The 24,866-nt window shown below is 64.8% G+C and carries 33 protein-coding genes, 1 tRNA gene and 1 riboswitch; of the genes, 18 read left to right on the top strand and 16 right to left on the bottom strand.

Going from position 1 to position 24,866, the window contains the following annotated elements; genetic code table 11:
• The first annotated feature begins 7 nt into the window (after window positions 1–7).
• A riboswitch (TPP riboswitch) is annotated at window positions 8–116 on the top strand.
• The 4 genes from ACQY7X_RS18070 (at window position 108) to ACQY7X_RS18055 (ending at window position 3,242) form a co-directional block, all read left to right on the top strand.
• Window positions 108–827 (top strand): ATP-binding cassette domain-containing protein, encoded by a 720-nt coding sequence (locus tag ACQY7X_RS18070; protein ID WP_428246807.1) that lies wholly within the window; start codon window positions 108–110, stop codon window positions 825–827. Its footprint overlaps the riboswitch before it by 9 nt.
• A complete protein-coding gene (locus ACQY7X_RS18065; protein ID WP_428246806.1) occupies window positions 824–1,597 on the top strand; it encodes an ABC transporter permease in 774 nt (257 codons plus the stop codon). Before ACQY7X_RS18070 ends, ACQY7X_RS18065 begins: the two co-directional genes overlap by 4 nt.
• A 3-nt stretch (window positions 1,598–1,600) precedes the next feature.
• The gene (locus tag ACQY7X_RS18060) at window positions 1,601–2,542 is read left to right on the top strand and encodes an ABC transporter substrate-binding protein (protein ID WP_428246805.1); all 942 of its coding nucleotides are present in this window, start codon (window positions 1,601–1,603) and stop codon (window positions 2,540–2,542) included.
• Between the two features lie 184 nt (window positions 2,543–2,726).
• A complete protein-coding gene (locus tag ACQY7X_RS18055; RefSeq protein WP_428246804.1) occupies window positions 2,727–3,242 on the top strand; it encodes a hypothetical protein in 516 nt (171 codons plus the stop codon).
• Window positions 3,243–3,356: 114 nt separating this feature from the next.
• Here the strand turns inward: ACQY7X_RS18055 and ACQY7X_RS18050 are convergent, their stop codons facing one another.
• Window positions 3,357–4,076, bottom strand: coding sequence for a cold-shock protein (locus tag ACQY7X_RS18050; protein ID WP_428246803.1), 720 nt, complete (start codon window positions 4,074–4,076; stop codon window positions 3,357–3,359).
• Between the two features lie 164 nt (window positions 4,077–4,240).
• Window positions 4,241–5,008: a hypothetical protein gene (locus ACQY7X_RS18045; RefSeq protein ID WP_428246802.1), complete on the bottom strand. Its 768-nt coding sequence runs from the start codon at window positions 5,006–5,008 to the stop codon at window positions 4,241–4,243.
• Between the two features lie 170 nt (window positions 5,009–5,178).
• Here ACQY7X_RS18045 and ACQY7X_RS18040 point away from each other — a divergent pair, with 170 nt between their 5' ends.
• The 13 genes from ACQY7X_RS18040 to ACQY7X_RS17980 all read left to right on the top strand — a co-directional run bounded on the left by ACQY7X_RS18040 (window position 5,179) and on the right by ACQY7X_RS17980 (window position 16,704).
• Window positions 5,179–5,814 (top strand): SRPBCC family protein, encoded by a 636-nt coding sequence (locus tag ACQY7X_RS18040; RefSeq protein ID WP_428246801.1) that lies wholly within the window; start codon window positions 5,179–5,181, stop codon window positions 5,812–5,814.
• Between the two features lie 168 nt (window positions 5,815–5,982).
• On the top strand, window positions 5,983–6,450 hold the full coding sequence (locus tag ACQY7X_RS18035) for a (2Fe-2S)-binding protein (RefSeq protein WP_428246800.1): 468 nt from the start codon (window positions 5,983–5,985) through the stop codon (window positions 6,448–6,450).
• Window positions 6,451–6,454: 4 nt separating this feature from the next.
• A complete protein-coding gene (locus tag ACQY7X_RS18030; protein ID WP_428246799.1) occupies window positions 6,455–8,830 on the top strand; it encodes a xanthine dehydrogenase family protein molybdopterin-binding subunit in 2,376 nt (791 codons plus the stop codon).
• Between the two features lie 14 nt (window positions 8,831–8,844).
• Window positions 8,845–9,642, top strand: a complete 798-nt coding sequence (locus ACQY7X_RS18025; protein ID WP_428246798.1) for an FAD binding domain-containing protein — start codon at window positions 8,845–8,847, stop codon at window positions 9,640–9,642.
• A gap of 131 nt (window positions 9,643–9,773) precedes the next feature.
• Window positions 9,774–10,565: a glucose-1-phosphate cytidylyltransferase gene (gene rfbF / locus ACQY7X_RS18020; RefSeq protein ID WP_428246797.1), complete on the top strand. Its 792-nt coding sequence runs from the start codon at window positions 9,774–9,776 to the stop codon at window positions 10,563–10,565.
• 15 nt (window positions 10,566–10,580) lie between these two features.
• On the top strand, window positions 10,581–11,654 hold the full coding sequence (gene rfbG, locus ACQY7X_RS18015) for a CDP-glucose 4,6-dehydratase (protein WP_428246796.1): 1,074 nt from the start codon (window positions 10,581–10,583) through the stop codon (window positions 11,652–11,654).
• On the top strand, window positions 11,651–12,208 hold the full coding sequence (gene rfbC, locus ACQY7X_RS18010) for a dTDP-4-dehydrorhamnose 3,5-epimerase (protein ID WP_428246795.1): 558 nt from the start codon (window positions 11,651–11,653) through the stop codon (window positions 12,206–12,208). Before rfbG ends, rfbC begins: the two co-directional genes overlap by 4 nt.
• Entirely contained in the window at window positions 12,205–12,705 is a 501-nt protein-coding gene (locus tag ACQY7X_RS18005; RefSeq protein WP_428246794.1) for an acyltransferase, read from the top strand. Before rfbC ends, ACQY7X_RS18005 begins: the two co-directional genes overlap by 4 nt.
• A 5-nt stretch (window positions 12,706–12,710) precedes the next feature.
• A complete protein-coding gene (locus ACQY7X_RS18000) occupies window positions 12,711–13,361 on the top strand; it encodes a hypothetical protein (RefSeq protein ID WP_428246793.1) in 651 nt (216 codons plus the stop codon).
• Entirely contained in the window at window positions 13,358–14,215 is an 858-nt protein-coding gene (locus ACQY7X_RS17995) for an NAD-dependent epimerase/dehydratase family protein (protein WP_428246792.1), read from the top strand. The genes ACQY7X_RS18000 and ACQY7X_RS17995 overlap by 4 nt, the downstream gene beginning before the upstream one ends.
• Window positions 14,216–14,234: 19 nt before the next feature.
• Entirely contained in the window at window positions 14,235–15,095 is an 861-nt protein-coding gene (locus tag ACQY7X_RS17990; protein ID WP_428246791.1) for a CmcI family methyltransferase, read from the top strand.
• Window positions 15,092–15,583: a hypothetical protein gene (locus ACQY7X_RS17985; RefSeq protein WP_428246790.1), complete on the top strand. Its 492-nt coding sequence runs from the start codon at window positions 15,092–15,094 to the stop codon at window positions 15,581–15,583. Before ACQY7X_RS17990 ends, ACQY7X_RS17985 begins: the two co-directional genes overlap by 4 nt.
• Window positions 15,580–16,704: an Ldh family oxidoreductase gene (locus tag ACQY7X_RS17980; protein ID WP_428246789.1), complete on the top strand. Its 1,125-nt coding sequence runs from the start codon at window positions 15,580–15,582 to the stop codon at window positions 16,702–16,704. The genes ACQY7X_RS17985 and ACQY7X_RS17980 overlap by 4 nt, the downstream gene beginning before the upstream one ends.
• Window positions 16,705–16,827: 123 nt before the next feature.
• Here ACQY7X_RS17980 and ACQY7X_RS17975 read toward each other — a convergent pair whose 3' ends face one another.
• The 5 genes from ACQY7X_RS17975 to ACQY7X_RS17955 form a co-directional block, all read right to left on the bottom strand.
• Entirely contained in the window at window positions 16,828–17,694 is an 867-nt protein-coding gene (locus ACQY7X_RS17975; RefSeq protein ID WP_428246788.1) for a hypothetical protein, read from the bottom strand.
• Entirely contained in the window at window positions 17,691–18,506 is an 816-nt protein-coding gene (locus tag ACQY7X_RS17970; protein ID WP_428246787.1) for a citryl-CoA lyase, read from the bottom strand. Before ACQY7X_RS17970 ends, ACQY7X_RS17975 begins: the two co-directional genes overlap by 4 nt.
• A gap of 73 nt (window positions 18,507–18,579) precedes the next feature.
• Window positions 18,580–19,194 carry a DNA-3-methyladenine glycosylase I gene (locus tag ACQY7X_RS17965; protein WP_428246786.1) on the bottom strand — a complete coding sequence of 205 codons (615 nt, stop codon included), beginning with the start codon at window positions 19,192–19,194 and terminating at the stop codon, window positions 18,580–18,582.
• Window positions 19,191–19,484 carry a YciI family protein gene (locus tag ACQY7X_RS17960; protein WP_428246785.1) on the bottom strand — a complete coding sequence of 98 codons (294 nt, stop codon included), beginning with the start codon at window positions 19,482–19,484 and terminating at the stop codon, window positions 19,191–19,193. Before ACQY7X_RS17960 ends, ACQY7X_RS17965 begins: the two co-directional genes overlap by 4 nt.
• A 23-nt stretch (window positions 19,485–19,507) precedes the next feature.
• Window positions 19,508–20,113 (bottom strand): TetR/AcrR family transcriptional regulator, encoded by a 606-nt coding sequence (locus tag ACQY7X_RS17955; RefSeq protein WP_428246784.1) that lies wholly within the window; start codon window positions 20,111–20,113, stop codon window positions 19,508–19,510.
• A 181-nt stretch (window positions 20,114–20,294) separates the two neighbouring features.
• On the opposite strand from ACQY7X_RS17955, the gene ACQY7X_RS17950 reads away from it, so the two are divergent.
• A tRNA-Ser gene (locus tag ACQY7X_RS17950) sits at window positions 20,295–20,387 on the top strand.
• Window positions 20,388–20,505: 118 nt separating this feature from the next.
• On the opposite strand, the gene ACQY7X_RS17945 is transcribed toward ACQY7X_RS17950, so the two are convergent.
• Genes ACQY7X_RS17945 through ACQY7X_RS17905 form a run of 9 tightly spaced genes read right to left on the bottom strand, consistent with a single transcriptional unit; the run spans window position 20,506 to window position 24,844 of the window.
• Window positions 20,506–21,606 (bottom strand): tyrosine-type recombinase/integrase, encoded by a 1,101-nt coding sequence (locus tag ACQY7X_RS17945; protein ID WP_428246783.1) that lies wholly within the window; start codon window positions 21,604–21,606, stop codon window positions 20,506–20,508.
• Window positions 21,603–21,887: a hypothetical protein gene (locus ACQY7X_RS17940; protein ID WP_428246782.1), complete on the bottom strand. Its 285-nt coding sequence runs from the start codon at window positions 21,885–21,887 to the stop codon at window positions 21,603–21,605. The genes ACQY7X_RS17945 and ACQY7X_RS17940 overlap by 4 nt, the downstream gene beginning before the upstream one ends.
• On the bottom strand, window positions 21,884–22,168 hold the full coding sequence (locus tag ACQY7X_RS17935; RefSeq protein ID WP_428246781.1) for a hypothetical protein: 285 nt from the start codon (window positions 22,166–22,168) through the stop codon (window positions 21,884–21,886). The genes ACQY7X_RS17940 and ACQY7X_RS17935 overlap by 4 nt, the downstream gene beginning before the upstream one ends.
• A gap of 15 nt (window positions 22,169–22,183) precedes the next feature.
• The gene (locus ACQY7X_RS17930) at window positions 22,184–22,471 is read right to left on the bottom strand and encodes a hypothetical protein (RefSeq protein WP_428246780.1); all 288 of its coding nucleotides are present in this window, start codon (window positions 22,469–22,471) and stop codon (window positions 22,184–22,186) included.
• Window positions 22,458–23,723, bottom strand: a complete 1,266-nt coding sequence (locus tag ACQY7X_RS17925; protein ID WP_428246779.1) for a ParB/RepB/Spo0J family partition protein — start codon at window positions 23,721–23,723, stop codon at window positions 22,458–22,460. The genes ACQY7X_RS17930 and ACQY7X_RS17925 overlap by 14 nt, the downstream gene beginning before the upstream one ends.
• On the bottom strand, window positions 23,720–24,025 hold the full coding sequence (locus ACQY7X_RS17920) for a hypothetical protein (protein WP_428246778.1): 306 nt from the start codon (window positions 24,023–24,025) through the stop codon (window positions 23,720–23,722). The genes ACQY7X_RS17925 and ACQY7X_RS17920 overlap by 4 nt, the downstream gene beginning before the upstream one ends.
• Window positions 24,022–24,231 carry a hypothetical protein gene (locus ACQY7X_RS17915; RefSeq protein ID WP_428246777.1) on the bottom strand — a complete coding sequence of 70 codons (210 nt, stop codon included), beginning with the start codon at window positions 24,229–24,231 and terminating at the stop codon, window positions 24,022–24,024. Before ACQY7X_RS17915 ends, ACQY7X_RS17920 begins: the two co-directional genes overlap by 4 nt.
• On the bottom strand, window positions 24,228–24,467 hold the full coding sequence (locus ACQY7X_RS17910; protein WP_428246776.1) for a hypothetical protein: 240 nt from the start codon (window positions 24,465–24,467) through the stop codon (window positions 24,228–24,230). Before ACQY7X_RS17910 ends, ACQY7X_RS17915 begins: the two co-directional genes overlap by 4 nt.
• Window positions 24,464–24,844 carry a helix-turn-helix domain-containing protein gene (locus ACQY7X_RS17905; RefSeq protein ID WP_428246775.1) on the bottom strand — a complete coding sequence of 127 codons (381 nt, stop codon included), beginning with the start codon at window positions 24,842–24,844 and terminating at the stop codon, window positions 24,464–24,466. Before ACQY7X_RS17905 ends, ACQY7X_RS17910 begins: the two co-directional genes overlap by 4 nt.
• Window positions 24,845–24,866: the final 22 nt, after the last annotated feature.

Below are 24,866 nucleotides of genomic sequence, written 5' to 3'. Positions count from 1 at the left end.
TGACACCTAAGCCCTGAGGGGGAGCCGATGGTCGGCTGAGAGGTTCGCGCAAGCGGACGACCCCTCGAACCTGATCCGGGTAATGCCGGCGCAAGGGATTCAGCGGCGTGCGGCACGACCTATTACCCTCTTCCGTCCATTCCGATTCCGCCCTGGCCTTTGGCTCCCAGGCGGTGCTGGCACCGTTCGCGCTCGATCTGGCGCCCGGGCGCTGGATCGCCGTGCTCGGCGCCAGCGGCATCGGCAAGAGCACTTTGCTGCGCGCGCTGGCCGGCCTGCTGCCACAGGCGCGGGTGACGCCGGACCTGCGCGGCCGGATCGCCTGGATGGCGCAAACCGACCTGCTGCTGCCCTGGCTGCCGCTGCTCGACAATCTCTGCCTCGGCGCCCGCCTGCGCGGCGAAACGCCCGACACGGACCGCGCCCGCGCCCTGCTCGGCCAGGTCGGCCTGGCGGACCGCGAGAGCGCCTTGCCGGCGACGCTTTCCGGCGGCATGCGCCAGCGCGCGGCGCTGGCCCGCACGCTGATGGAGGACCGCCCGCTGGTGCTGATGGACGAACCTTTCGCCGCGCTCGACCTCGCCAACAAGCGCAGGCTGCATCAACTGAGCGCCGAACTGCTGAGCATGCGCTGCGTCATCTTCGTCACCCATGATCCGGTGGAGGCGCTGAGCCTGGCCGACCGCGTCTATATCCTGGCCGGCGCACCCGCGACCCTGACACTGGCCGCCGAGCCGCAAGGCGCCCGCCCGCGCGACGTGCTGGCGCCCGAGCATGTGGACGCCCTGCGCGCCATCCAGGCCAGTTTGCTGACGGAGGCCGCATGAGGCCGCTGCTCACCCTCGCCGGACTGCTGGTGCTGTGGGAAATCGCCGTGCGCGGTTTCGCCATTCCCGCCTATCTGCTGCCGCCGCCCAGTGCCGTGGCCCAGGCTTTCGCGCTGCATATCGAGATGCTGGCGCGCAATGCCGCCGTCACCGTGGCGGAAATGCTGATCGGCCTGCTGCTCGGCGCCCTACTCGGCGCCTGCGCGGCGCTGGCGCTGCTGCTTTCAACACGGGCGCGGCGCTGGCTGCTGCCGCTGCTGGTGGCAAGCCAGGCAGTGCCGGTTTTCGCCCTGGCGCCGCTGCTGGTGCTGTGGTTCGGCTATGGCCTGGCCTCGAAAGTCGCCATGGCCTTGCTGATCATCTTCTTCCCCGTTGCCGTGACACTCTACGATGGCCTGCGCCGCACCGATCCCGGGCTGCTGGATCTGGCCCGCGTGATGACCGCCGATGCGCGCCAGCATCGCCTGCGGGTGTTGAGTGAAATCCGCCTGATGGCAGCGTTACCCAGCCTGTTCAGCGGCCTGAAAGTGGCTGCGGCCGTCGCCCCCATCGGCGCGGTGATCGGCGAATGGGTCGGCGCTTCCGCCGGCCTCGGCTACGTCATGCTGCAAGCCAATGCGCGGGTGCAGATCGACCTGATGTTCGCAGCCCTGTTCACGCTCGCGCTCTGTGCCGTGGCGCTCTACGCCATCGTCGATCATATCAGCCGCCGCCTGCTGCCCTGGCAGGCCGACAGCCATCTTTCCCTTCGCAGCTTCGAGGAGTCCTGATCCATGCGCAAATCCATATTCGCCGCATTGCTCGGCTTGAGCCTGTCCGCCGCCCAACCGGCGCAGGCGCACGACAAATTCACCCTGCTGCTGGACTGGTTCGTCAATCCCGACCACGCGCCCTTCGTCGTTGCCAAGGAAGCCGGCTTCTTTGATCGCCACGAATTGCTGGTGGAAATGATCGCACCCGCCGATCCCAATGATCCGCCGAAGCTGGTTGCCGCCGGCAAGGCCGATGCCGCGATCTCGTACCAGCCGCAGCTGCATGTGCAGGTCGGCCAGGGCCTGCCGCTGCGCCGCATCGGCACCGTGGTGGCAACGCCGCTCAACAGCCTTGTGGTGCTGGGCAGCGGCCCGGTGAAATCGCTCGCCGATCTCAAGGGCAGGAAGATCGGCTATTCCGTCGGCGGCTTCGAGGATGCGCTGCTCAAGACCATGCTGGAAGGCTATGGCGTGAAGCTCAGTGACGTGACGCTGGTGAACGTGAACTTCTCGCTCTCACCGGCGATCTTCGCCGGGCAAGTGGATGCGGTGATCGGCGCCTTCCGCAATTTCGAACTCAATCAGATGGACATTGCCGGCAAGCCCGGCCGCGCCTTCTATCCCGAAGATCATGGCGTGCCGCTCTATGACGAACTGATCCTGGTGGCGCATGCCGACAAGCTGAAGGATGCGCGGCTCTCGCGCCTGCTCGATGCGCTGGAAGAAGCCACCGCCTATATCCACAACAACCCGGAAAAGAGCTGGCAGTTTTTCATCAAGAACAACAAGACGCTGAACGACGAACTGAACCGCCGCGCCTGGCGCGACACGATCCCGCGTTTTGCACAGAGCCCGCGCGCGCTGGATACGCGCCGCTATGCCCGCTTCGCCGAGTATCTGACCAGGCAGGGCATGATCAAGCAGGCGCTGCCGGTTGCATCCTACGCGGTGGAATTGCCCTGATTCCCCGGGAGTCAGTAATATTCCCGATAGGCTGATGGAACTTACTCAACCACCAGTGTGAACAAATAATCTTAAAAGGCGATAAAATGCTTTCTTATGCAATAGAAAGCGAGATTCCAGGTGACGCAGCGGTAAGTTGAGTCCTAATCTGCGCACGGAGTAACACCTGGGGGAATGCCACTTGGTGCCCAAGGAGAAAACGCAGCTCGTCCCGTTTGAATTGCTGCATCCACGTTTTGCCTGGATGCGCGATTACCTGGAGAGTTTGGCCCCGCCGGGAAAACTTCCCTCGCGGCGCCAGCTCGATCCGCTCGACCTGCGGGCGCTGCTGCCATTCATCGTGCTGGTGGATGTGCATCGCTCCGGCACTGAGCGCGAATTCCGCTATCGCCTGATGGGCAGCCGTCATATCGAAGCCATCGGCCATAACTTTACCGGCGTTACGGTCCAGGATGCCTCAGCGCCCGATTATATCGAGCGCGTGCTGGGCAACATGAATTTCGTCGTCGATACCGCCAAGGCTTTCTACGACCGCTTCCCGATGCCATTCCGCGACCGCGAGTTCATGGATTCCGAGCGCGTCTACTTTCCGCTCGCGGATGATGGCGTGACCGTGGATGTGATCATGGTGCTGAACGGCTACCCCAACAATCCCGATCTCGACCGGGTGCAGTTGCCGCCGCCGAAGCGGCGCGGCTGATCTGCAATGGCAGCAGACTGTGCACAAAGGAAAAGCGCCGGGCACAAAGAAAAAGCGCCGGGTAAAACCCGGCGCTTTTCACATTTGCGTGTTGCACTGCGGCCCTGAGGCCGATCAGCTCATGCGGATCTCGGCCACCTGCGGCCCCTTCGGGCCCTGGCCGACGCGCACCCGCACCGACTGACCGGGCTGCAATTCATTGATGCCTTCACGGCGCAGCACTTCCATATGGACGAAGATGTCCTGGCCGCCATCGCCGCGCGACACGAAGCCATAGCCCTTCACGGCGTTGAACCATTTCACCTTGGCTTCGAAGAATTCGCCGGTAGCCACCACGGAGGGGAAACGCGGGCCGCCGCGATCACCGCCGCCGCCGAACCCACCGCCGCCAAAGCCACCACGATCACCGCCGAAGCCGCCACGGTCGCCGCGATCACCACGGCCACCGAAGCCGCCACGATCACCGAAACCACCGCGGTCGCCACGGTCAAAACCGCCGCCGAAGCCACGGTCCTCACGCGGTTGCCGGCGCGGCGGGCCACCAGGGCCACCACCACCGCCAGCACCCGAGGGTGCCGCCGTGCTGGTATCGACAGAAAGAATGCGTACGGCCTGCATGCCCTTGGGGCGGCGCACGACTTCGAGCACCAGCGTTACACCTTCATCAAGCGTCTCGTATCCAGCCTGCCGCAGGCAGGAGAGATGCAGAAAGATGTCGCCGGAATCATCTATCGGGCTTACGAAACCGAAGCCCTTTACTGCGTTGAACCACTTCACCTTGCCGGAAATCTCGATCAGTTCACCGCCGTCCACGCCAAAGCCCCCATGCTCCACTGTTTTATTCCTTCAAATGCCACACTAACCGGAAAAGCCTAACACCATTTCTAGCCGGTGCAAATCCAGAATCGCGCTTAAGGCGAGGTGGGCAAAGCCAATTTCCGTGCCGCAATTATGCGCAGACGGAGGTATGCAGGGGGGAGCAGAAGGGTTAATGCCGCTTACATCGTCGGGCCATCGACGCGGCGCTTCGGACGCCAGCGTGTGACCGAACGGCCATCGGCAGTGAACCGGATTTCCTGGCTGTCGGGCGGTGCGGCGCGCAGGTGTGCCACGCTCTCGCCCACCGAGGCGGTACGCGGCGCCCCAGCCTTGCCGGTGGTGGCCGGGGCGGCGCCGGGTGTCGCTGCCGGACCCGTGTTGCCACGCACCAGCTTGCCAGCGGCGGGAGCGCGGGAATACTGCTCGATCTTGGCTTTTACTTCATCCTCGAAGGGCGGCAGATCGGCGGAACGCTGGGCTGCCGTGCGGCCGGTGATCTGCTTCACCGTGCCGGCACCGGCGGAGGTGCCGCGGCCGCTGCCGCGATGCTGCTCGACATAGATTTCGCTGCCGGGACCATTTTCCTGTGCCCGCTTCCAGGATGGATCGCCCAGCACCAGCTTGTGCAAGGCCACGGTCGGCAATGCGCCGAAGCGCTTCCAGAAACCTTCAAGGAAGGCCTCGGCGCTTTCGCTGAAACTCGGCGACCAGGGGTTTTCCAAACCGGCAACGAACACCAGGTCCAGCGTCGGTTCCAGCGGGCCTTCCTCGCCTACGACGAAAGTAGCAGGCATCAGCTTGGCGCCTTCGCGGGCAATGGCGTAATGCGCCTGTGCCAGGTAGAGCAGCCAGCGCAGTTTGGGCAGCGACATGACAATGCGCTCCGAGGCCGCTCTTTCAAGCAGCCAGAAGCTGACATCAATGCCGGATCGCGTCGCCGGAACCATGGCGGCCCTCCTCTGCGGCCAAGGAACAACCCCTGGGCCGACATCTTGGCGCCGGAATCACCTCGGCGCCAGAGTGGCGAAAATTGTCCTGAACCTAGTTGTGCGCATAGTATACCGCTAATCTTAACGACTGGTGAATCAGATCAGGCGCAGTTTTCGGAGGGAATGCCATGGAAATGACCGGCGAACAGCTGATCCCGGCGCCGCGTGCGGCAGTCTGGGAGGCGCTTAACGATCCCGCCATCCTGAAGCAGTGCATCCCCGGCTGCGACACCCTCGAAAAAACCTCCGATACCAGTTTCGAAGCCGCCGTGACGGTGAAGCTCGGCCCGGTGAAGGCGAAGTTCAAGGGCAAGGTGGCGCTGTCGGATATCGATCCGCCGAATGGCTACACGATTTCCGGCGAGGCCCAGGGCGGTGTCGCCGCCGGCTTCGGCAAAGGCAGTGCCAAGGTGTCGCTCTCTGACGCCGAGGGTGGCACCCGCCTCGCCTATGCGGTCAATGCCCAGGTCGGCGGCAAGCTGGCGCAGATCGGCGCCCGCCTGATCGACGCCACCGCCGCCAAGATGGCGGATGACTTCTTCTCCAGCTTCAACAGCCTGGTCGCCGCCAATGCTCCCGCGCCGGCCGCGGCTCCTGCCGTAGCGGCAGGAACCAGTGGCGAGACCATTACCAAGCCGCTGGTGGCGCCACATATCGCCGACCCGGCACCGGAGCCGGAAGGCGGCGGCTTGCCGGCCTGGGCCTGGATCGGCGGCCTGATCGTGCTGGTCGGCTTCATCACTGCCCTGGTGCTGAAATTCTGACGCGCGCTTTGTGTCGCGTTGCAACACGCAAAACGCAGTGCAGCGATTGCAGCATTAACAGCTTTGCAACTTGACGCCTGCGCAGCGATGCGCCCACACTTGATTCACTAAACCGGAACCAGCTTTCCTGCGTACCAGTATCCGTAAGCCCCAACGGGAGGAAACCGAATGACCAAAGTGTCCTTGACCGTCAACGGCCAGGCCGTGACGCGTGACGTGGAGCCGCGCACGCTCCTGGTCCAGTTCCTGCGCGAAACTCTCGAACTCACCGGCACCCATGTGGGCTGTGACACCAGCCAGTGCGGTGCCTGCGTGGTGCATGTGGATGGCCACAGCGTGAAGTCCTGCACCATCCTGGCGGCGCAGGCGAATGGCGCCAAGGTCACCACCATCGAAGGCCTCGCCAACGGCGAGACACTGCATCCGATGCAGGAAGCCTTCCGCGACAACCACGCCCTGCAATGCGGTTTCTGCACGCCCGGCATGATCATGTCTGCCGTCGATCTGGTGCAGCGCAATCCCTCCCCCTCCGAGGAGCAGATCCGCCACGAGCTGGAAGGCAATATCTGCCGCTGCACGGGTTACCACAACATCGTCAAGGCCGTTCAGGCCGGCGCTGCCGCAATGAAGGGGTGAAGCCATGACCAACCAGGCTGTTATCGGCACCTCCGTCCGCCGCAAGGAGGATTATCGTTTCATCACCGGCCAGGGTAACTACACCGACGACATCAACCGCCCGGGCCAGACCTACGCGCATTTCCTGCGTTCGCCGCACGCTTTCGCGAAAATCAAATCGATCAAGACCGATGCCGCCCGCGCCATGCCGGGTGTGCTCGCGGTCTATACCGGCCAGGACATGGCCGCCGACAAGGTTGGCGGCCTGATCTGCGGCTGGACGGTGAAGGGCAAGGACGGCCAGCCGCACAAGGCGCCGCGCCATGATGCCATCGCCGTGGAATATGCCCGCCATGTCGGCGACCAGGTGGCCGTGGTGATCGCCGAGACGCGCACTCAGGCGCGCGACGCGGCAGAAGCCATCGAGGTCGATTACGAGGTCTTGAGCCCGGCCATCGATCTGCGCGCGGCGCTCAAGCCGAATGCGCCGCAGGTGCATAGCGATGCCCCCGGCAATCTCTGCTACGACTGGGATTTCGGTGACAAGGCGGCAACGGCGGCAGCCTTCGCCAAGGCGGCCCATATCACCAAGGTGGAGCTGGTGAACAACCGCCTCTCGCCGAACCCGATGGAGCCGCGCAGCGCGGTGGCCGAATATGACCGTGGCACCGATACCACCACGGTCTATGTCACCAGCCAGAATCCGCATGTGCTGCGCCTGATCCTCTGCGCCTTCGTGTTTGGCCTGCCCGAGCACAAGGTGCGCGTGGTGGCGCCCGATGTCGGCGGCGGCTTCGGCTCGAAGATCTTCAACTATCCGGAAGAGACCGTGGCCTTCTGGGCGGCGCGCAAGCTGCGCCGGCCGGTGAAATGGACGTCTGACCGTAGTGAAGCTTTCCTCACCGATGCCCATGGCCGCGACCATTTCACCATCGCCGAACTGGCGATGGACAAGGATGGCAAGTTCCTCGGCCTCAAGGTGGATACGCTCGCCAACATGGGCGCCTATCTTTCCACCTTCGCTTCCGCCGTGCCGACCTATCTCTACGCCCTGCTGCTGGCCGGCCAGTACACCACACCGGCGATCTATGCCGAGGTGAAGGCGGTGTTCACCAACACCGCGCCGGTGGACGCCTATCGCGGCGCCGGCCGCCCGGAAGCCACCTATGTGGTGGAGCGCATCGTGGAAGCCGCGGCGCGCGAGATGAAGCTGGACCCGGCGGAAATCCGCCGCCGCAACTTCGTGCCGGTGGATGCCTTCCCGTATCAGACCCCGGTTGCCTGCGTCTATGACAGCGGCCAGTACGAGCTGACGCTGAACGAGGCGATGAAGGCCATCGACTATGCCGGCTTCAAGGCGCGCAAGGCGGCGTCGGCGAAGCAGGGCAAGCTGCGCGGCATCGGCATCTCCTGCTACATCGAGGCCTGCGGCATCGCGCCCTCGGCCGTGGTGGGTTCGCTCGGCGCCGGCGTCGGCCTGTGGGAGTCAGCAAAGATCCGCTTCAACCCCACCGGCTCGGTCTGCGTCTATACCGGCAGCCACAGCCATGGCCAGGGCCATGAAACCACCTTCGCGCAGTTGGTCTCCGACAAGCTCGGCGTGCCGATGGAGCAGATCGAGGTGGTGCATGGCGATACCGCGCAGATTCCGATGGGCATGGGCACCTATGGCTCGCGCTCGCTCGCGGTCGGCGGTTCGGCCATCTCCAAGGCGGCGGACAAGCTGATCGAGAAAGGCAAGAAGATCGCCGCGCATCTGATGGAAGCCAGCGTCAACGACGTGGTCTACGAGCGCGGCACCTTCTCGGTCGCCGGTACGGACAAGGCCGTGCCGATGGCGGCGGTGGCCTTCACCGCCTATGTGCCGCATAACTACCCGGCCGATCTCGAACCCGGCTTCGAGGAAACCGCGTTCTACGATCCGGCCAACTTCACCTTCCCGTCCGGCTGCCATATCGCCGAGGTGGAGATCGATGCCGATACCGGCGTCACCAAGATCGCCAACTGGGTGGCAGTGGACGACTTCGGCAATGTCATCAACCCGATGATCGTCGAAGGCCAGGTGCATGGCGGCATCGCGCAAGGTGTCGGACAGGCATTGCTGGAAGGCGTGGTCTACGACACCGAAACCGGCCAGCTGCTGACCGGCTCGTTCCTCGACTACACCATGCCGCGGGCCGATGACCTGCCGAGCTTCAATGTGAGCATGACTCATACCCCCTGCCCGCATAATCCGCTGGGCGTGAAGGGGTGTGGCGAAGCCGGCGCCATCGCCGCGCCCGCCGCGCTGATGAATGCCATCACCGATGCGCTTGGCACCGAAGCCATCACCATGCCGGCAACGCCGCTGAAGGTCTGGCAGACCATCCAGGCGCACAAGCCCGCCATGGCAGCCGAGTAAGGGAGAACCAGCCTATGTATTCGTTCAACTACCATCGCCCCGCTTCGCTCGCCGACGCCACTGCCCTGCTGGCCAAGGCCAGCGACGGCAAGCTGCTGGCTGGCGGCCAGACCCTGCTGCCGACCCTGAAGCAGCGCCTCGCCCAGCCCTCCGACCTGGTCGATCTCGGCGGCATCGCCGAATTGTCCGGCATCAAGGTGGACGGCGGCGCCGTGGTCATCGGCGCCGGCACCAAGCATGCCGCCGTTGCGGCCTCCGCCGAGGTCAGGAAGGCCATCCCGGCCCTCAGCCACCTCGCCGGCGGCATCGGCGACCCGCAGGTGCGCAACATGGGCACGCTTGGCGGCTCGGTCGCCAACAACGACCCGGCGGCGGATTATCCCGGCGCCGTGCTCGGCCTCGGCGCCACCGTGCATACCAACAAGCGCACCATCGCGGCGGACGACTATTTCACCGGCCTGTTCGAGACGGCGCTGGAGGAAGGCGAGATCATCACCAAGATCTCCTTCCCGATCCCGAAGCGCGCGGGCTATGTGAAATTCCCGAACCCGGCCTCGCGCTATGTCATGGTCGGCGCCTTCGTGGCCGAAACCGCGTCGGGCATCCGCGTTGCCATCAACGGCGCCGGCCCGGGCGTGTTCCGCCACAAGGAGATGGAGGCGGCGCTCGCCAAGTCCTTCTCGGCCGATGCCCTTAAAGGTGTCGCCACCGATCCGAAGCGGATGAACAACGACATCCATGCCTCGGCGGAATACCGCGCCCATCTGGTCGGCGTGATCGCCAAGCGGGCGGTGCAGGCAGCGCTGGGCTGAGCCGCAGCACCCGGAACATGTCAGGGGCCGCCGGGCAACCGGCGGCCCTTAACATTTAAGCAACCATTCCCCGGCAATCTCCGGTTATCTTTGCCAGAAAGGGCGAGTCCACGGACTCGGCGGGAGAAGCCATGGCCAGCTTGAACAATATGGAATGTGTCATCCTCTGCGGTGGCCTGGGTACGCGCCTGCGCGAGGAGACCGAGTTCAAGCCGAAGCCGATGGTGGAAATCGGCGGCCACCCGATCGTGTGGCACATCATGCGCCATTATGCCTCCTACGGCGTGCGTAACTTCGTGCTCTGCCTCGGCTACAAGGGCGACGCGATCCGCGACTATTTCCTCAATTACCGCCTGCGCAACGCCGATGTGGCGGTGTCGCTGGCCGATAACAACATCGAATTGCTGAGCCAGCCCAATGTGGATGACTGGCGCGTGGTGCTGGCCGAGACCGGCGCCGAAACCCAAACCGGCGGCCGCATCAAGCGTGCGCTGCGCCATGTGCGCGGCCAGCGTTTCTTCGCCACCTATGGCGATGGCGTGGCCAATGTTGATATCGCCGCGCTGCATGAGATGCATGAGAAGCGCGGCCTGGAAGCCACCGTCACCGCCGTGCATCCCTCCTCGCGCTATGGCGAAATCGACATCCAGGACGGCACCGTGCACAGCTTCCAGGAGAAGCCGCAGGTCGGCGCCGGCTGGATCAATGGCGGCTTCTTCGTGTTCGAGCGCCAGGTTTTCGAGCGTGCCTCGGAAAACCCCAAGATGGTGCTGGAAACCGATATCCTGCCGCCGCTGACCCAGGCCAAGCAGCTTGCCGCCTATCATCACGATGGCTTCTGGCAATGCATGGATACCTACCGCGAAATGCAGATGCTGAACGAGATGTGGCAGAGCGGCCGCGCGCCCTGGCTGCGCTCATAAGAAGGGTACGTCACCGTGGCACCGCTGCCCGATCCGAGTTTCTGGCGCGGCAAGCGCGTTTTCCTCACCGGCCATAGCGGCTTTGTCGGCGGCTGGACCGGCTATTGGCTCTCGGAGCTTGGCGCCAAGGTCACCGGCTTCGCCCTGCCGCCGCCGAGCAACCCGCATTTCTTCGGCCATGTGAAGCTGCATCAGCGGCTGCACTCCATCGAAGGCGATGTGCGCGACGCGCCGCATCTTGAGCGCGCCATGCGCGCCGCCGACCCGGAAATCCTGCTGCATCTCGCCGCCCAGCCGATTGTGCGCGAGGCTTACAAAAACCCGGTGGACAGTTTCGCCACCAATGTGATGGGCACGGCCCATGCGCTGGAAGCGGCGCGCGGCTGCGCGAACCTGCGCACCACCATCGTGTTTACGACGGACAAGGTCTATCGCAACCGCGAGACCGGCCAGGCCTATCTGGAAAGCGACGAACTGGGCGGCGACGAGCCCTATTCGGCTTCCAAGAGCGCCAGCGAACTGGTGGCTGAAGCCTATGCCAACCGCTATCTGAAGGATGATGCCGGCCTCGCCACCATCCGCGCCGGCAACATCATCGGCGGCGGCGACTGGGCCGCTGATCGCCTGGTGCCCGATGCAGTGCGCGCCTTCGGCCAGGGCCGCGTGCTGGAAATCCGTCGCCCCGATGCCGTGCGCCCGTGGCAGCATGTGCTGGAAGCGGCACGCGGCCTGCTGCTGCTGACCGAACGCCTGAACCAAACGCCGAAGGATTTCCACGGCGCCTGGAATCTCGGCCCCTCCCAGGCCAGTGCCGCGCCGGTGCGCCGCGTGGTCGAAATCCTGGTGAAAGCCTGGGGTAATAACGCCGCATGGGCCAATACCGGCGGCGACGGCATCCCGGAAGCCGGCCTGCTGATGCTGAATTCCGCCAAGGCCGCCGCGCGGCTCAACTGGGCCAATGCCTGGAGCCTGGAAGAAGCCCTGGAGCAGAGCATCGCCTGGTATCGCGCCGCCAATGACGGCCAGGATATGGCCGCCTTCACCTCAGCCCAGATCGCGGCCTATGCGGCGAAAGTGAGTGCGGCATGAAGATCGAGAAGCGCAAGCTGCCCGGCGTGCATGAAATCACCCTGGCGCCCCGCGGCGACCATCGCGGCTATTTCATGCGCCTCTACGACAAGCAGATTTTCGCCGAGGCCGGCATCGACCGCTCCTGGCTGCAGGAAAACGAAGCCCGCACCGAGAAGCGCCACACCGTGCGCGGCCTGCATTTCCAGCGTCCGCCCAGCGCCGAGACCAAGCTGATCCGCGCCAGCCAGGGCGTGGTGCTGGATGTGTTCGTGGACCTGCGCGCCGGGTCCCCCACCTATGGGCAATGGGATTGCGTCGAACTGGATGCGGCGAAGCACAACATGGTGCTGATCCCGCGCGGCTTCGCCCATGGCTATTGCACCCTCAGCGATAATTCCGTGGTCACCTACAAGGTCGACAGCATGTATGCGCCGACACTCGAAGGCGGCCTGCGCTGGAACGACCCTCAGGTCGGCATCGCCTGGCCGGTCAGCGAGCCGATCATCTCGGATCGTGATAAGGTGCAGCCATTGCTGACGGAACTCGAACCCATCGCGGAGGCCTGGGCATGAGCGAGGCGTTGCAGATCGATCCCACGGCGCAGATCAGCCCCGACGCGCGCATCACGCCGTCTACGCGCGGCAGCCGCATCGTCATCGGCGCCCATACCCATATCTATGATTTCGTCGTCATCCGCCCGGTCGGCGGCAGCGGCGACGTGATCATCGGCGAGCATTGCTACATCAACCCGCATAGCTGCTTCTATTCCGGCAACGGCATCAAGTTCGGCAATTATGTACTGGTCGCGCCGGGCTGCATGATCGTGCCGACCAACCATGCCTATGGCCGCCGCGATATCCCGATCCGGCATCAGGGCTTCCTGCCCTCCAAGGGCGGCGTGGTGATCGAGGATGATGTGTGGCTTGGCGCCAACTGCACCATTCTCGATGGCGCCCATATCGGCAAGGGCGCCGTGATCGCCGCCGGCAGCGTGGTGCAGGGCAAGGTGGAGCCTTATGCCGTGATGGCCGGGGCGCCGGCCAAGTTCATCCGCTGGCGGGACGAGTAAGCGCCATGGCCGGCTATACCCGCAGCAATCCCTCGCCGCGCTACCAGGCCATGCTGGCGCAATACCGCCAGCTCCATGCCGAGGGCGATCCCAACAGCCAGACCCCGGCCGAGCAGATGTTCGATGGCCGCAGCCTGCTGCCGCATATCGACCGCATCAGCAAATACCTGCGCCTGCATCAATGCGCTTCGCTGCTGGATTACGGCTGCGGCAAGGCCAAGGCCTACAGCGATGCCGTGCTGCGCCTGCCCGATGGCCGCCAGGTGAACGGCCTGCGGCAATTCTGGGCGCCGCTGGATATCCGGCTCTACGATCCCGGCCAGCCGGCCTTCGACAGCTACCCGAGCGAAGCCGCCGACGGCGTGATCTGCTCCGATGTGCTGGAGCATGTCCCGGAAGAGGATGTGCCCTGGGTGATCGACGAATTGTTCCGCCTCTCGCGCCGCTTCGTGTTTGCCACCATCGCCTTCTATCCGGCGAAGAAGACCCTGCCGAGTGGCGAAAATGCCCATGTCACCCTGAAGCCGCCGGCCTGGTGGCTGGATCAGCTTGAGCGCGCTTCCGCCGCCCATGGCAGCCGCGACTACTATGCCACGGTCTACTGCCCCGGACCGCGCCGCATCGACATCGCCTCCGCGCCGACGCCCGCCGCATGACCGTGCATGTCCTGGGAGCCTCCGGCCTGATCGGCAGCGCCCTGCTGGCAAAGCTGCCCGGTGCCCATGCCCTGGGCCGCGCCGCGCTCGACCTCAATGAGGCCGCCAGCATCGCCGCCGCCGACCTCAAGGGCGACGTGCTGGTGCATGCCGCCGGTATTACGGACGAAGAATTCGCCGCCGACCCGGCCGCGGCCTGGACGCGCGCCACCCGCCTCACCCAGGCACTGCTGGAAGCCGCCGCCAAGGCCGGCATCAAGCGGCTGGTCTATATCTCCACCGCCCATGTCTATGGCCCGCTGGAAGGCGACATGACCGAGGCGCGCCCGGTGAATCCGCTCGGCGATTATGCCCTGGCGCATTATGCCTCCGAACAGCTCTGCCGCCGCGCCGCCTTGCAGCGCGGCCTGGATGTGCTGATCCTGCGGCCCTGCGCCGTCTATGGCCTGCTGCCGGACCTGAGCCGCTTCAAACGCTGGTCACTGATCCCGTTCTCGTTCCCGCGCGAATTGCTGCAAACCGGCAGGATCGTGCTGAAAAGCGACGGCGAGCAGCGGCGCAATTTCGTTTCCGCCGGCAGCATCGCCGCCGAGGCCGCGGCCTTCCTGGCCAGCCCCCCGGAACCCGGCCGCTGCCGGGTGCAGAACGCCATTGGCCCTGACGACATGACGGTCTACGCCTTCGCCGAGCATTGCATTGCGCTGCTCCGCCCGGGCCAGGGCCGGGTGGAACGGCCCAGTCCAACCGGGGGGCCGAAACCGGCCCCGCTGGCCTACCGGTCCCGCTATACAAGCGCGGAACCGCACTCTACGCTGGATGCGACGATTCGCGCTCTGGCTGCGCAGATTCAATAGTCAACGACGAGGACGCCACATGCCATTGCCCGCGCCGGGCCCCGCCCTCGACAAGGACATCGCGCAGAAGTATCTGCGCCACCTTGTCACCCACAACGCCATGGATGATGCCGAGCAGCGCAAGGCTTTCTGCGAGGCCAACAGCATTCATCCCAAGCTGCTCTATTCCAACCCGCATATCCAGGCCATCAACAAGCTGTATGGCGACCACTCGAATTTCGAGCGGCTGCTGGATATGACGCTGAAGGATTACCTCTACTACCATTACTACTATATCCATCAGGGCTACCGGTATGGCGCCTCGGACCTGCAGCAACGCTGGCTGGGCCATGACCTGATCAAGACGCCGATGGATTGCTGGATCTACCAGGAACTGATCTGGGAGACCAAGCCGGATATCGTGCTGGAATTCGGCGTCATGTTCGGCGGCGCCAGCCACTTCTACGCCTCGATCCTCGATCTCGTCGGCCATGGCGAAGTGATCGGCGTGGATATTACGCTCTCCAAGGTGAAGGAGATCCGCAACAAGCGCATTTCCTACATCGAAGGCTCCTCCACCGCCGAGCAGACGCGCGAGGAAATCTTCCGCCGCTGCCATGGCAAGAAGGTGCTGATCATCGCCGATTCCGACCATGAGAAGACTCATGTGCTGAACGAGGCGCTGCTCTACCATCCGCTGGTGCCGGTGGGCGGCTATTATGTGTTCGAGGATTCGCTCAACGACGTGATGGGCTACCACCCGGTGCCGAATGAAGGCCCCAAGGCGGCGGCGCATGCCTTCCTGGCGCAGAACAAGTCGTTCGAAGCCGACATGCGCTTCGCCGAACGCTACATCATGACCCTCAATCCCTATGGTTTCCTGCGGAGGGTCAAGCCATGAGCATCGCGATTTCCGCCGCGCCGCATATCGATACCTCGGCGTTGATCAAGAAGCTGGCCGCTGAAAGCAAGCTGGCCCCGGTTGCCGACCCGACGCCCGCCCTGGTGCGCTCCTACGGCTTCCAGACGCTCTACGACATGCCGATGCCGTTGCAGACCACCATCCGCAAGCGCCTGATCGCCGAGCACAAGGATGCCCTGACCGGCAGCCCTAAGCTGTTCGAGCATGGCGTGTTCCCGTGGCTGGCCGACTGGATGCGCTGGCATTGGGGCACCACCCCGGCCGAAGCCTGGGAAGACGTCATCGCGCTCGGCGCCGCCTGCGCTCAGGGCTATGGCCGCATCATCCATGTCTCGGAAGGCCCGACCAAGGGCTATGACGGCTATGCCTGGCTGGACAAGCGCAACAGCCGCCAGATCGACATCCTGCTGCATCAGCTCTACGCGCAGCTCGGCGTTACCGCCAAGGTCGAGACCATCACCCTGTGAGTGCAGGTTCTCTCGACCGCGAGCATGACCGGCGCGGCCACGCGCCGGACAGCGCGCCGCTTTTTGCCGATGCCGCGCTGCTCGGCTTCGCTGAGAGCCTGCTGCTGAAAGCCGGCATGGAGGCCGACAAGGCCGCCTGTGTCGCCGAATTGCTGCTTGATGGCGACCGCATGGGCCATTCCACCCATGGCCTGCAATTGCTCGCCGGCTATCTGGCCGAGATCGAAAAAGGCAACATGAAGACCAGCGGCCAGCCGATCGTGCTGGCCGACCGCCCGGCGGCGCTGACCTGGAACGGCCAGTATCTGCCCGGCCTGTGGCTGCTGCGCGAGGCGATCCGCGAGGGCGTCAGCCGCGCCCGCGTGCATGGTACATGTACGGTAGTCATCCGCCAGTCGCACCATATCGGCTGCCTCGCGGTGTATCCGCCGCTGGCTGCCGCCGAAGGCATGATGCTGCTGCTCGCCTCCTCCGATCCGATGGGCTCCTCGGTGGCGCCGCATGGCGCGCTGGCCGGCCGCTTCACGCCAAACCCGATTGCCGCCGGCTGGCCCACCGATGGATTGCCCGTGGTGATGGATATCAGCGCCTCCACGACTTCAAACGGCATGACCTCGCGGCTGCACCGGCTGAACCAGGCCGATGGCGGCCAGCGCCGCCTGGGCGGGCAATGGCTGGTGGATAACCAGGGCAATGCCACCGACGATCCGGCCGCCTTCTTCACCAAGCCGCCCGGCGCCATCCTGCCGCTCGGCGGCATGGATCTGGGCCACAAGGGCTATGCGCTGGGCCTGATGGTGGAGGCCCTGACCAGCGGGCTTGGCGGCTATGGCCATGCCGACAAGCCGGGCCATTGGGGCGCCAACGTGTTCCTGCAGATCATCGACCCGGAAGCCTTCGGCGGTCGCGATGCCTTCATCCGCGAAACCGGCTTCATCGCCGAAGCCTGCCGCACCGCGCCGGTGAAGCCCGGCAATCCGCCGGTGCGCCTGCCCGGCGAGCGCGGCTTGAAACTGAAGGCCGAGCAGATGCAGGCCGGCATCCGCCTGCACCCGGAAATCATGCCGAGCCTTGTCCCCTGGGCCGAGAAATTCGGCATCGCCCTGCCCGCCGCCATTTGATTCCCATCGCCATGCGCGGACTTGATCCGCGCATGATTCCAGAAATTACTTTTTGCTGTCGCCGTTCATTCGCCGTCCCGACCTGCTTCCGGTTTACCGGCGCAATCTGCTGCGGCAGCAGCATCAGGCCCCTGCCGCTGCGCCGGGGCGTATCTTCAAATAATCCAGCACGCGGCTATCGCGCCAGGTCACATCATGCTGACGGTTCGCCGCGCGCGCCGCGCGGCAGGCTTCGAGTGCCAGGCTGCGGCCCGCCGCCGGATCGGCCGGCCGCATGGCTGCCGGAGTCTGGCTGCGCAACGCCTCGATCACATCATCCGGCGGCGCCTCGGCTTCGGCCAACCAGGCTTCGGACGAGGCAAAGCCATCGCGGCGGAACTTGTCGATCATATAATCGCAGGCCGATTGCAGGGTCGGCACCTGGCCCGGCACGACAGTGATGATCGGCAGCACCGGCGCCAGGCTGGGGATCACATGGTTGGCATAGGCCGCCGCGCCCCAATAGCTGCTGGCGATGCGCACGAAATGCGCTGGATCGGCGATCTCGGCCATCTGCGCTTCGGCCAGCGGCAGGATTTCCACCGGCGGCTTTTTCGTATCCACGGTGTCGTTGGAAACATCGAGATAGATTGAGCCGAACTGGAAGGCATTCTGGAAATACTTTTCCCGCAGCGCGCCCCAGATGGTGCGCACCACACCGCCGCTCAGCACGAAGGACGACAGCGCCTTCAAGCCCGGCGTATCCGGCTTGCGCAAAGCCGTGGCCAGCAGGCCCTGTACATGCTGTGTGATCACATCGCAGCGGCCAAGCGGCCAGGGCTTGCCGTTGGCCATCGGAAACCTGGGCGCCAGCACGGCATCGGCCTGGCGCCGCAGGGCCAGGAAGGTCTGCATCAATTCCGGCTCGGCGGGCCACAGATACCGCTCGGTGAGGGCTGCCTGCTTCGGTGTCACCGGCGCCGGCTGCTGCGGCAGAAGACTGTCACTCATGGTACGTCACGCTTCACTGGTCCTGTATACTGGTAGAGGAAATCCGGCGGTGTCGGGCCTTTGATGCGGGTGCCCTCGTTCATCTGCTCCCAGGCATGGGCCAGGATGCCCACACCGCGTGACAGCAGGAACAGGCCACGCCCGAGCGGCGGCGGAAAACCGAGTTCGCAGAAAATCACCGCCGTGGCACCGTCGATATTCATCGGCACCGGCTTCTTAGCCCCAGCTAAGGCCTGCTCGACGGCGCGGCCGATGGCGGCATAGCGGCCCGACACGGTGCCGGCCTGCACGGCTTTATCCACCAGCGCCAGCAGTCTCGGGCTGCGCGGATCGACGGGATGGAAGCGGTGGCCAAAGCCCGGCACATGCTTGCCATAACGCTCCTGCCACAAGGCGACGCCTTCCAGTACCGATGCCTCCAGCGGCGCACCGCCGGCAATGCGGGCGGCGATCTCCTCATAGAGCTGCATGCATTGCTGGCCGGCGCCGCCATGGGTATCGCCGAGCGCGGCAATGCCGGCGCCCACCGCGCCGTTGAGGTCGTTGCCCGCCGCAACCGTCATGCGCGCGATGGCAATCGAGGGCGCCTGCGGGCCATGATCCACCGCCGCCACCAGCGCCGCTTCCAGCAGGGCCGCCTGCGCCTTGCTGGGCAATTCACCACGCAGCATCAGCCACAGCATCTCGGCATAGCCAACCTTGCCAACCAGTTGCTCGATGGGGTAGCCGCGCGGGCGGATCACGCCCGGTTCGATATCGATGATCGCGGTGCGCCACCATTCCCGGGCGCGCTCTCGGCTGTCGTCGCTCATGCTCGCTTCCTTGGCCAGGGCGGCAGTCTAAGCTCTGGCATAGCGCAAGCAAACCGTCAGGGCAGCGTCACGCTCAACGGGGGCGCGGCGGCTTGAACTTCGCCCGTGCCTTGGCGGCCTTGGCGCGGATCACGCAGCCTTCCGCATGGTCGTTCACCAGGCCCATGGCCTGCATGAAGGCATAGACCGTGGTGGGGCCGACAAAGGCCCAGCCGCGCTTCTTCAAATCCTTCGACAACGCCACCGAGGCGGCGGTACTGGAAGCACTCTGCGGCGCTGCCAGCCCATCGGGCGCCGGCTCGAAGCGCCAGATATAGGCCGCCAGCGAGCCTTCCGCCTTGACCATTTCCTTCGCCCGCCGGGCATTGTTGATCGTGGCTTCGATCTTGCCGCGATGGCGCACGATGCCCTCGTCCTGCAGCAGGCGCGCCACATCCTTCTCGGTGAAACGCGCCACGCGCTCAAAATCGAAGCCATGGAACGCAGCGCGGAAATTCTCGCGCTTGGCCAGGATGGTGCGCCAGCTCAGGCCCGACTGGAAACTTTCCAGGCACAGCTTCTCGAACAGGCGGCGGTCATCCTCCACAGGATAACCCCATTCATGGTCATGATAGGCGAAGAATTCCGGCGCCGCCGCGCACCAGCGGCAGCGCGGCTTGCCATCGGGGCCAGGAATCGTACCGCTCATGCCGCGCCTTTCAGGAAAGCCAGCCGCTGATCCAGGCGGCCCGGTGCGATTTCCAATATGTCGGCGCTCACTACCTGCTCGGCAACAAAGGGGTCCGCCGCCACCCGCGCCTCGATCTCCGCGCGGGTAACGCCATGGGCCAGCACGGCTCCACCAGCAGCGGGATTGAGGCTGCCAGTCAGTAGGAACACACCATCCTCGAAGCCCTGCCGGATCCAGGCATTATGGCCTTCCATCAGGCGCGGTGCAGCGGCCTTGTTGGCGGCGAATTTCAATGTGACGACAAACATCCCCTCTCCCTCCCTCTGTGACCTCAAGCCCGCGCCCGGACAGAATTCTGGACTGGCTTCTGGGCCGGCTGCTGGGCCTCGAACCAGGCACACATGTCCTCCACCTCGCGGCGGATGAAGGCTTCATCGCGAAAGGTGCTCGCCAGCGTGGCAACACCCTGGCTGCGCGCCAGCAGATGCAGTGCCAGCGGTTCCGCCTCGCGGCCATGGCCGCGTGCCTTGAACTGCTGCGCCAGCCAGTCGCGGAACAGTGCGAACAGCTTCGCCGCCTCGCCCTTGGCGCCATGATCGAGCTTGGCCAGTTCGCTGCAGAGCGTACCGACCGGGCAGCCATAGAGCATGATCTTGGCGCGGTTCATGATCAGGATATTGATGAAACTGCGGATGCGGTCGGCTGGCGCAGCGCCCTCAGTCTCCCAGGCATCGAGCATGCGCCGGGTATTCTCCAGCCGCAGCGCGATCACCGCATCCAGGATCTCGTCCTTGGTCTTGAAGTGATAATAGAAATTGCCGCGCGACAGCTGCACGGCGGCGGCGATATCGGCAAACGAAGTCGCCTCGAAACCTTGCTCGTAGAACAGCCGGTCCGCCGCCTCGACAATCTGCCGCCGTGTCTCTGCCGCGCTCATATGCAGCCTCTAGGTCATTCGCCCTAGAGGCAACCTAGGACAATCGTCCAAATGACGTCAAGCCGGCTTTTCGATCATCAGCGATTGGCCCCGTGGGCTGTCTCAACTCATTGACAGGCCAGCCCTCGGCCCTTAGAAGAGGCCCCGCATACGCCGTGTAATGTAAAACCCACTCGCGTGCGGAGGGGTGGCCGAGTGGCTGAAGGCGGCGGTTTGCTAAACCGTTGTACAGGGTAAACCTGTACCGTGGGTTCGAATCCCATCCCCTCCGCCACTTTCCTTTTCATTTTCAATAATATACCGGCCATTTTGGCCTTGGGCCCGATGCTTTCGCGCGGCTCGCGCGTTCAACTGGAAAGCCGATATGGCAGTTGAACGCGTTCAACTGGCGGTCAGTTGTTCTCACCTTGTTTCTTTGTCGTCGCTGCGGCGTAGTCGGCCATCTTGACGACCGCGTTCTGGGTGAAGCGGCGATTTTTCTTAACGTAGATAGCCAGCATCTCCCGGTTCTCATGACCCGTCATGCTGGCGATTTCATCCTCGGTCCCGCCGCTTTCGCCTAGGTAGGTCGCCCCGGATCGGCGGAGGTCCATGAACTGGAGTTCCTTGGGGATGCCGGCAGCGGCTCTGATTTCGGCAAACCGGCGCCGGAAGGTATGTTCGTTGTAAGGCCGGCCGGTGGCTTCATCCACCACGAATGTCATGGCGGTATCCGATTTCGGCGTCTTGCTGATCCAGGAGCGCAGTTCGGGGTGGATATGGATTTCCATGTCCTTGCCGGTTTTGCGCTGCTTGAACGTCATCACCTCGCCATCATCCGCCGAGCGGAGCATGTGCAGCACATCGGCCTCGCGCTGCATCAGATAGAAGGCCATGGCGCAAGCCAGGGCCATGGATGGGCGCCCGGCTGCTACCGCCGCCTGCTGCATGATGGCGAGGTGTTCCAGGCGCCAGGTGACGGCGCGGCGGCTGGGTGTCGGCACGTCGAGCTTAGAGAACGGGTTGACCGTGACCACGCCGCGCTGCTCGGCCCAGCTATAGAGCCGGCGGGCGGTGCTGTAGCAATGAAAGCGCATGGTCGGGCCGTGCTTCTCCTTCACCTTGAATAGCCAGTCCTCCGCTGCGATGCGGCTGAACGAGGCATAGGGAACGTCGCCGGCATAGTTCTCCAGCATGCCCAGGTAGTAGGTATGGTCGGCGCGGCTGCGCGGGCCTAACTCTTTGAAGGCGGGCGCCCCGAGGAACAGGGCGATCAGGCCCGCTATGCTCTTGCTGGCCGGTGCCTTGGCCGGTTCCACGCCTTTGTAGAAATCATCGGCCTTTCTGTTCCAGGCTTCCGCCTGGGCGGCGGCATCGGCCAAGTCGCCATGCAACCGCACCACGGCGAAGCCGGCGGCTTTCAGGGTGGCGCTCGGGCTCCAATAGAAGCGCAGCGCGCCGTCGCTGTTGCGCCGCGCGACAAGGTGCCTGATGCGGGTGCCGCTTTTTGTCATAGTTGCCTTCCGACCAGTTCCTGGGTCCAGTCATCCTCGCTGCGCGGCGTGGCGCCCGCACGGCGTGCGCGGTTTGCTGGCGCGGCTGGGGCCTCGTCGCGCTCCAACCATGCCATGAATTCCGAGGTGCGGTACAGCCCGGTTCGGCGGTCGCGCTTGGGGAAATCGGCGAAAGCTGGATCGGCTGCGATCTTGCGGCGGAGCCATTGGGCTGACCGGCCGCCGAATTCGGCTGCCACCTGGGCCTCGGTCATCTGCATCGGCAGGCTGCGCTCGGTCATGGCGCGTGCTGCTCCGGCGGTGGCTCCGGCGGCAGGGTATCGCGATAGGCGCTGATGGCGCGGCGGGCGGCGCCGTAATAGGTGGCGTGGTGTTTTTCAAGCCAGCGGATCGTTGTCTTGTGGTCTGCCAGCCAGCGGTTCAATTGCCGCTGGCTGGTGCACATATAGGCCAGTTCGACCAGCACGCAGGTAAGCACCCAGGGCTGCCGTTCCGGCTGGCTTGGCGGCGGCAGCCGCTCCATCGGAATGGCATCAAAGGGGTTATCTGCGGCGTGGGTCATTCGTGCGGACCGGCGTTAGCCATTGCCGGCCCTCTCATGCTCTGGGGCGGGCTGTGGACCTGGCCAGGTGGGGCGCCCGCCGGTTTGCTTCTCGATCATGCGGCCGAGGAGTTCGCGCATCAGATCCATGAAGCCTTGCTTCACCGCCGGGTTTTCAACCACGGCGGTGAAACGAACGGAGCCGAGCAGGATGGCGCGCTCCATGGTGCCGGGCATCGCATAGTAGGCGTTCCACCACTCGCCCTCGTGGCGTAGCGCCAGGCGGCCGATCTGGGCCATCGGTTCTCCATCAGCGCGGGGCATGGCCGGCCTCCTTCTTGTACTTGCGGATCACGGCGATCAGGTTCTCGCCGGCCTGGGCCTTGGCATACCAGTAGGCGCTTTCCTTGTCGGCTCGGGCCTTCTGCCGCGCGCCATGAATTTGCGGGCCGATCCAGTCGATGACCTCTTGCAGCATGTCCACCTGGCCGCAGCGCTTGAGGTCGTCGATTGTGCGCGGCTCGGCCGCTTCGTCGGCGTCGAATGTGTCGCCTTCTTCCTCGTCATCATCGGCGTCGTCGCCCAATTCCAGCTGCTGGGCCACATCGGCAATCATCTGGCGGACGGGCGGCAGCGGTTCGGGATCGCGCTTGGCGGCGCGCTTAGCTGGCGGTGCCGCCTTCTCCGCCAGCCGCTGGTAGGCTTCGCCGGGGTCCTTGGCTTCTTCCATCTGGCGGATGGTGCGTGCGAGGTCGTCTGACGTGCGGAAGCTGTGGCAGCGCGGCAGCAAGGCGGCCTGGATGGCCGGTGTGGTTTCGGAAAGCTCGCGGGCGAATGTGTAGCTGATGACATTCTCGCGAAGCGCCGTGCGGGCCTCGGGGATCAGGTCGGTCGCCAGCTTGATCAGCTGCTGAATTCGCCGCACCTTCCAGCCGCTGGCCTTGGCGATCTGGGCCGGGCTGAATTTCTGCCGCCGCAGCTTCGCCAGCGCCTCGGCGGCATCAAGCGGCGGCATGTCGCGGCGCAAGCGGTTCTCGGTGAGGGCGTCGAACAGCGCATCAGCCGGGGTGTCGTAGTGCTTCAGCACATACGGCACATTGGCGGCCTCGCCATCCCAGCGTTCGCGCTGCGCCAGCATCATCAAGGCGCGCCAGCGGTTCTCGCCCGCCACCACGGCGAAGCGCAGGCCGGGCATTTCCGGCACTTCCTCGCCGGGGAACAGGCGACGCAGCACCAGCGGCTGCAACACCCCGCGCGCCTCGATGCTGTCCGCCAGTTCCTCCAGGAATTCGAGGTCGAAATCCTGGCGCGGGTTGTCGCCCATGGGACGGATGGCAAAGAGCGGCGCGAAGCTGGCGGCGGGCTGATGGCCGGTAATGATCTGATCGGCGCTGATCCCAAGCACGCCGCAGACGCCGGAGATAACCTTTACGCTCGGCGTGGTGCCGGCGCTGCGGGCCTGGCGGATGCAGTTCTCGGCCAAGCCTGCCTCGATCAGCACGGCGTTCGCGGTGCGCCCGCTGGCGCTGATAGCAGCCTCCAGGCGGTGAAGGATCGTCTTGTCAGTGGCGGTCATGAATGTGTCTCCGGGTCGCGGCGGTCCACGCCGATCAGGTCGCGAAGCTGTTTCCAGGCGTTGTCGCCGCCAACTTTCCGCCCGGCGTAAAAGCACCGGGTGCAAAGCTGCGCGAATTCGGCGATCTGCGTCGCGGTGAGGCCCGCCGGCATGTCGATTTCCTCGCCCATGGCCCAGATTTTCAGGCGCAATCGCGGCTTGGGGAATGAGACAAGGCAGGCTGCGGCGGCGCCAAAGCTGCTCTGGTGGCGTGAAAGCTCGGCGTTCACATCCGCCAGGAATTCGATAGTCGGGGCGGTCATGGCCGGGCCTCCAGGCGGTGGGCGTCGATGGCGGCGATGTGGTCGGCGGCATCCGCGAGGCTGGGGAACCAGCCGAGTGGCGTGCCGAAGCGGCTGGCAATGAAGCGGCCTCCCTGCTCGACCACGGCGCCGATCTGGTCGCCGCTCGACCAGTCGCGCACCACATAGCTGTCGCGGCCGGCGGCCTCGGTGATGGGGCGGGTCATGACGCGCTCCTGTTTATGTCGGTTGCCGTGCGTTGCCGTTCCAGCATCTCGCCCAATTGCCGATGGAGGTCGGCGGCGGCGAAGATCGGCAAGCTGATTTGCAGGTTGTGGCCGATTTCGACCCATACTTGGCGCACGCGCTTCGCGGTGCGCGGCGGGTTGGTGGTGCGGAAAACGGATGTGGAGGTTGTGACCGTGATGGCCTCATCGCCGCTGGTCGTGATTGTGGTTTTCATCGCGCGGCCTCCTGATGGGCGGCGTCGAGCATCGCTGACACAGCCCGCTGGAATTCGCCGGGCGCGGCGCGAAACTGGCGGACCAGCTTGGCCTCGGTGCGGGTTAGTGAGCCGGGTGTGGCCTGCACAGGCTCGGCGATGGCGGGGGTATCCTCGCCAAAGAAGTAGCTCGGCGGGACATTGAGCAGCTGGCCGAATAGCGAAAGCCGGCTGGCGCTGATGCGGTTCAAGCCCTTTTCGTATTTCTGCACCTGCTGAAAGGTGATGCCGACATGGTTGCCAAGCTGGGTCTGGTTGATGCCAGCCAGTTGGCGGGCCGCGCGCAGGCGGCGGCCGGCTTCGATATCGATTGGGTGCGGTGGTTTGCGGTTTGGCATGGCGGTTCTCTCCTTTGCTGCC

The sequence above is a fragment of the Ferrovibrio sp. genome, from assembly GCF_965278975.1.
Lineage (GTDB): Bacteria > Pseudomonadota > Alphaproteobacteria > Ferrovibrionales > Ferrovibrionaceae > Ferrovibrio.
The sequence above is the reverse complement of the archived record's forward strand: the minus strand, read 5'-3'. Positions and strand labels throughout refer to the sequence as shown.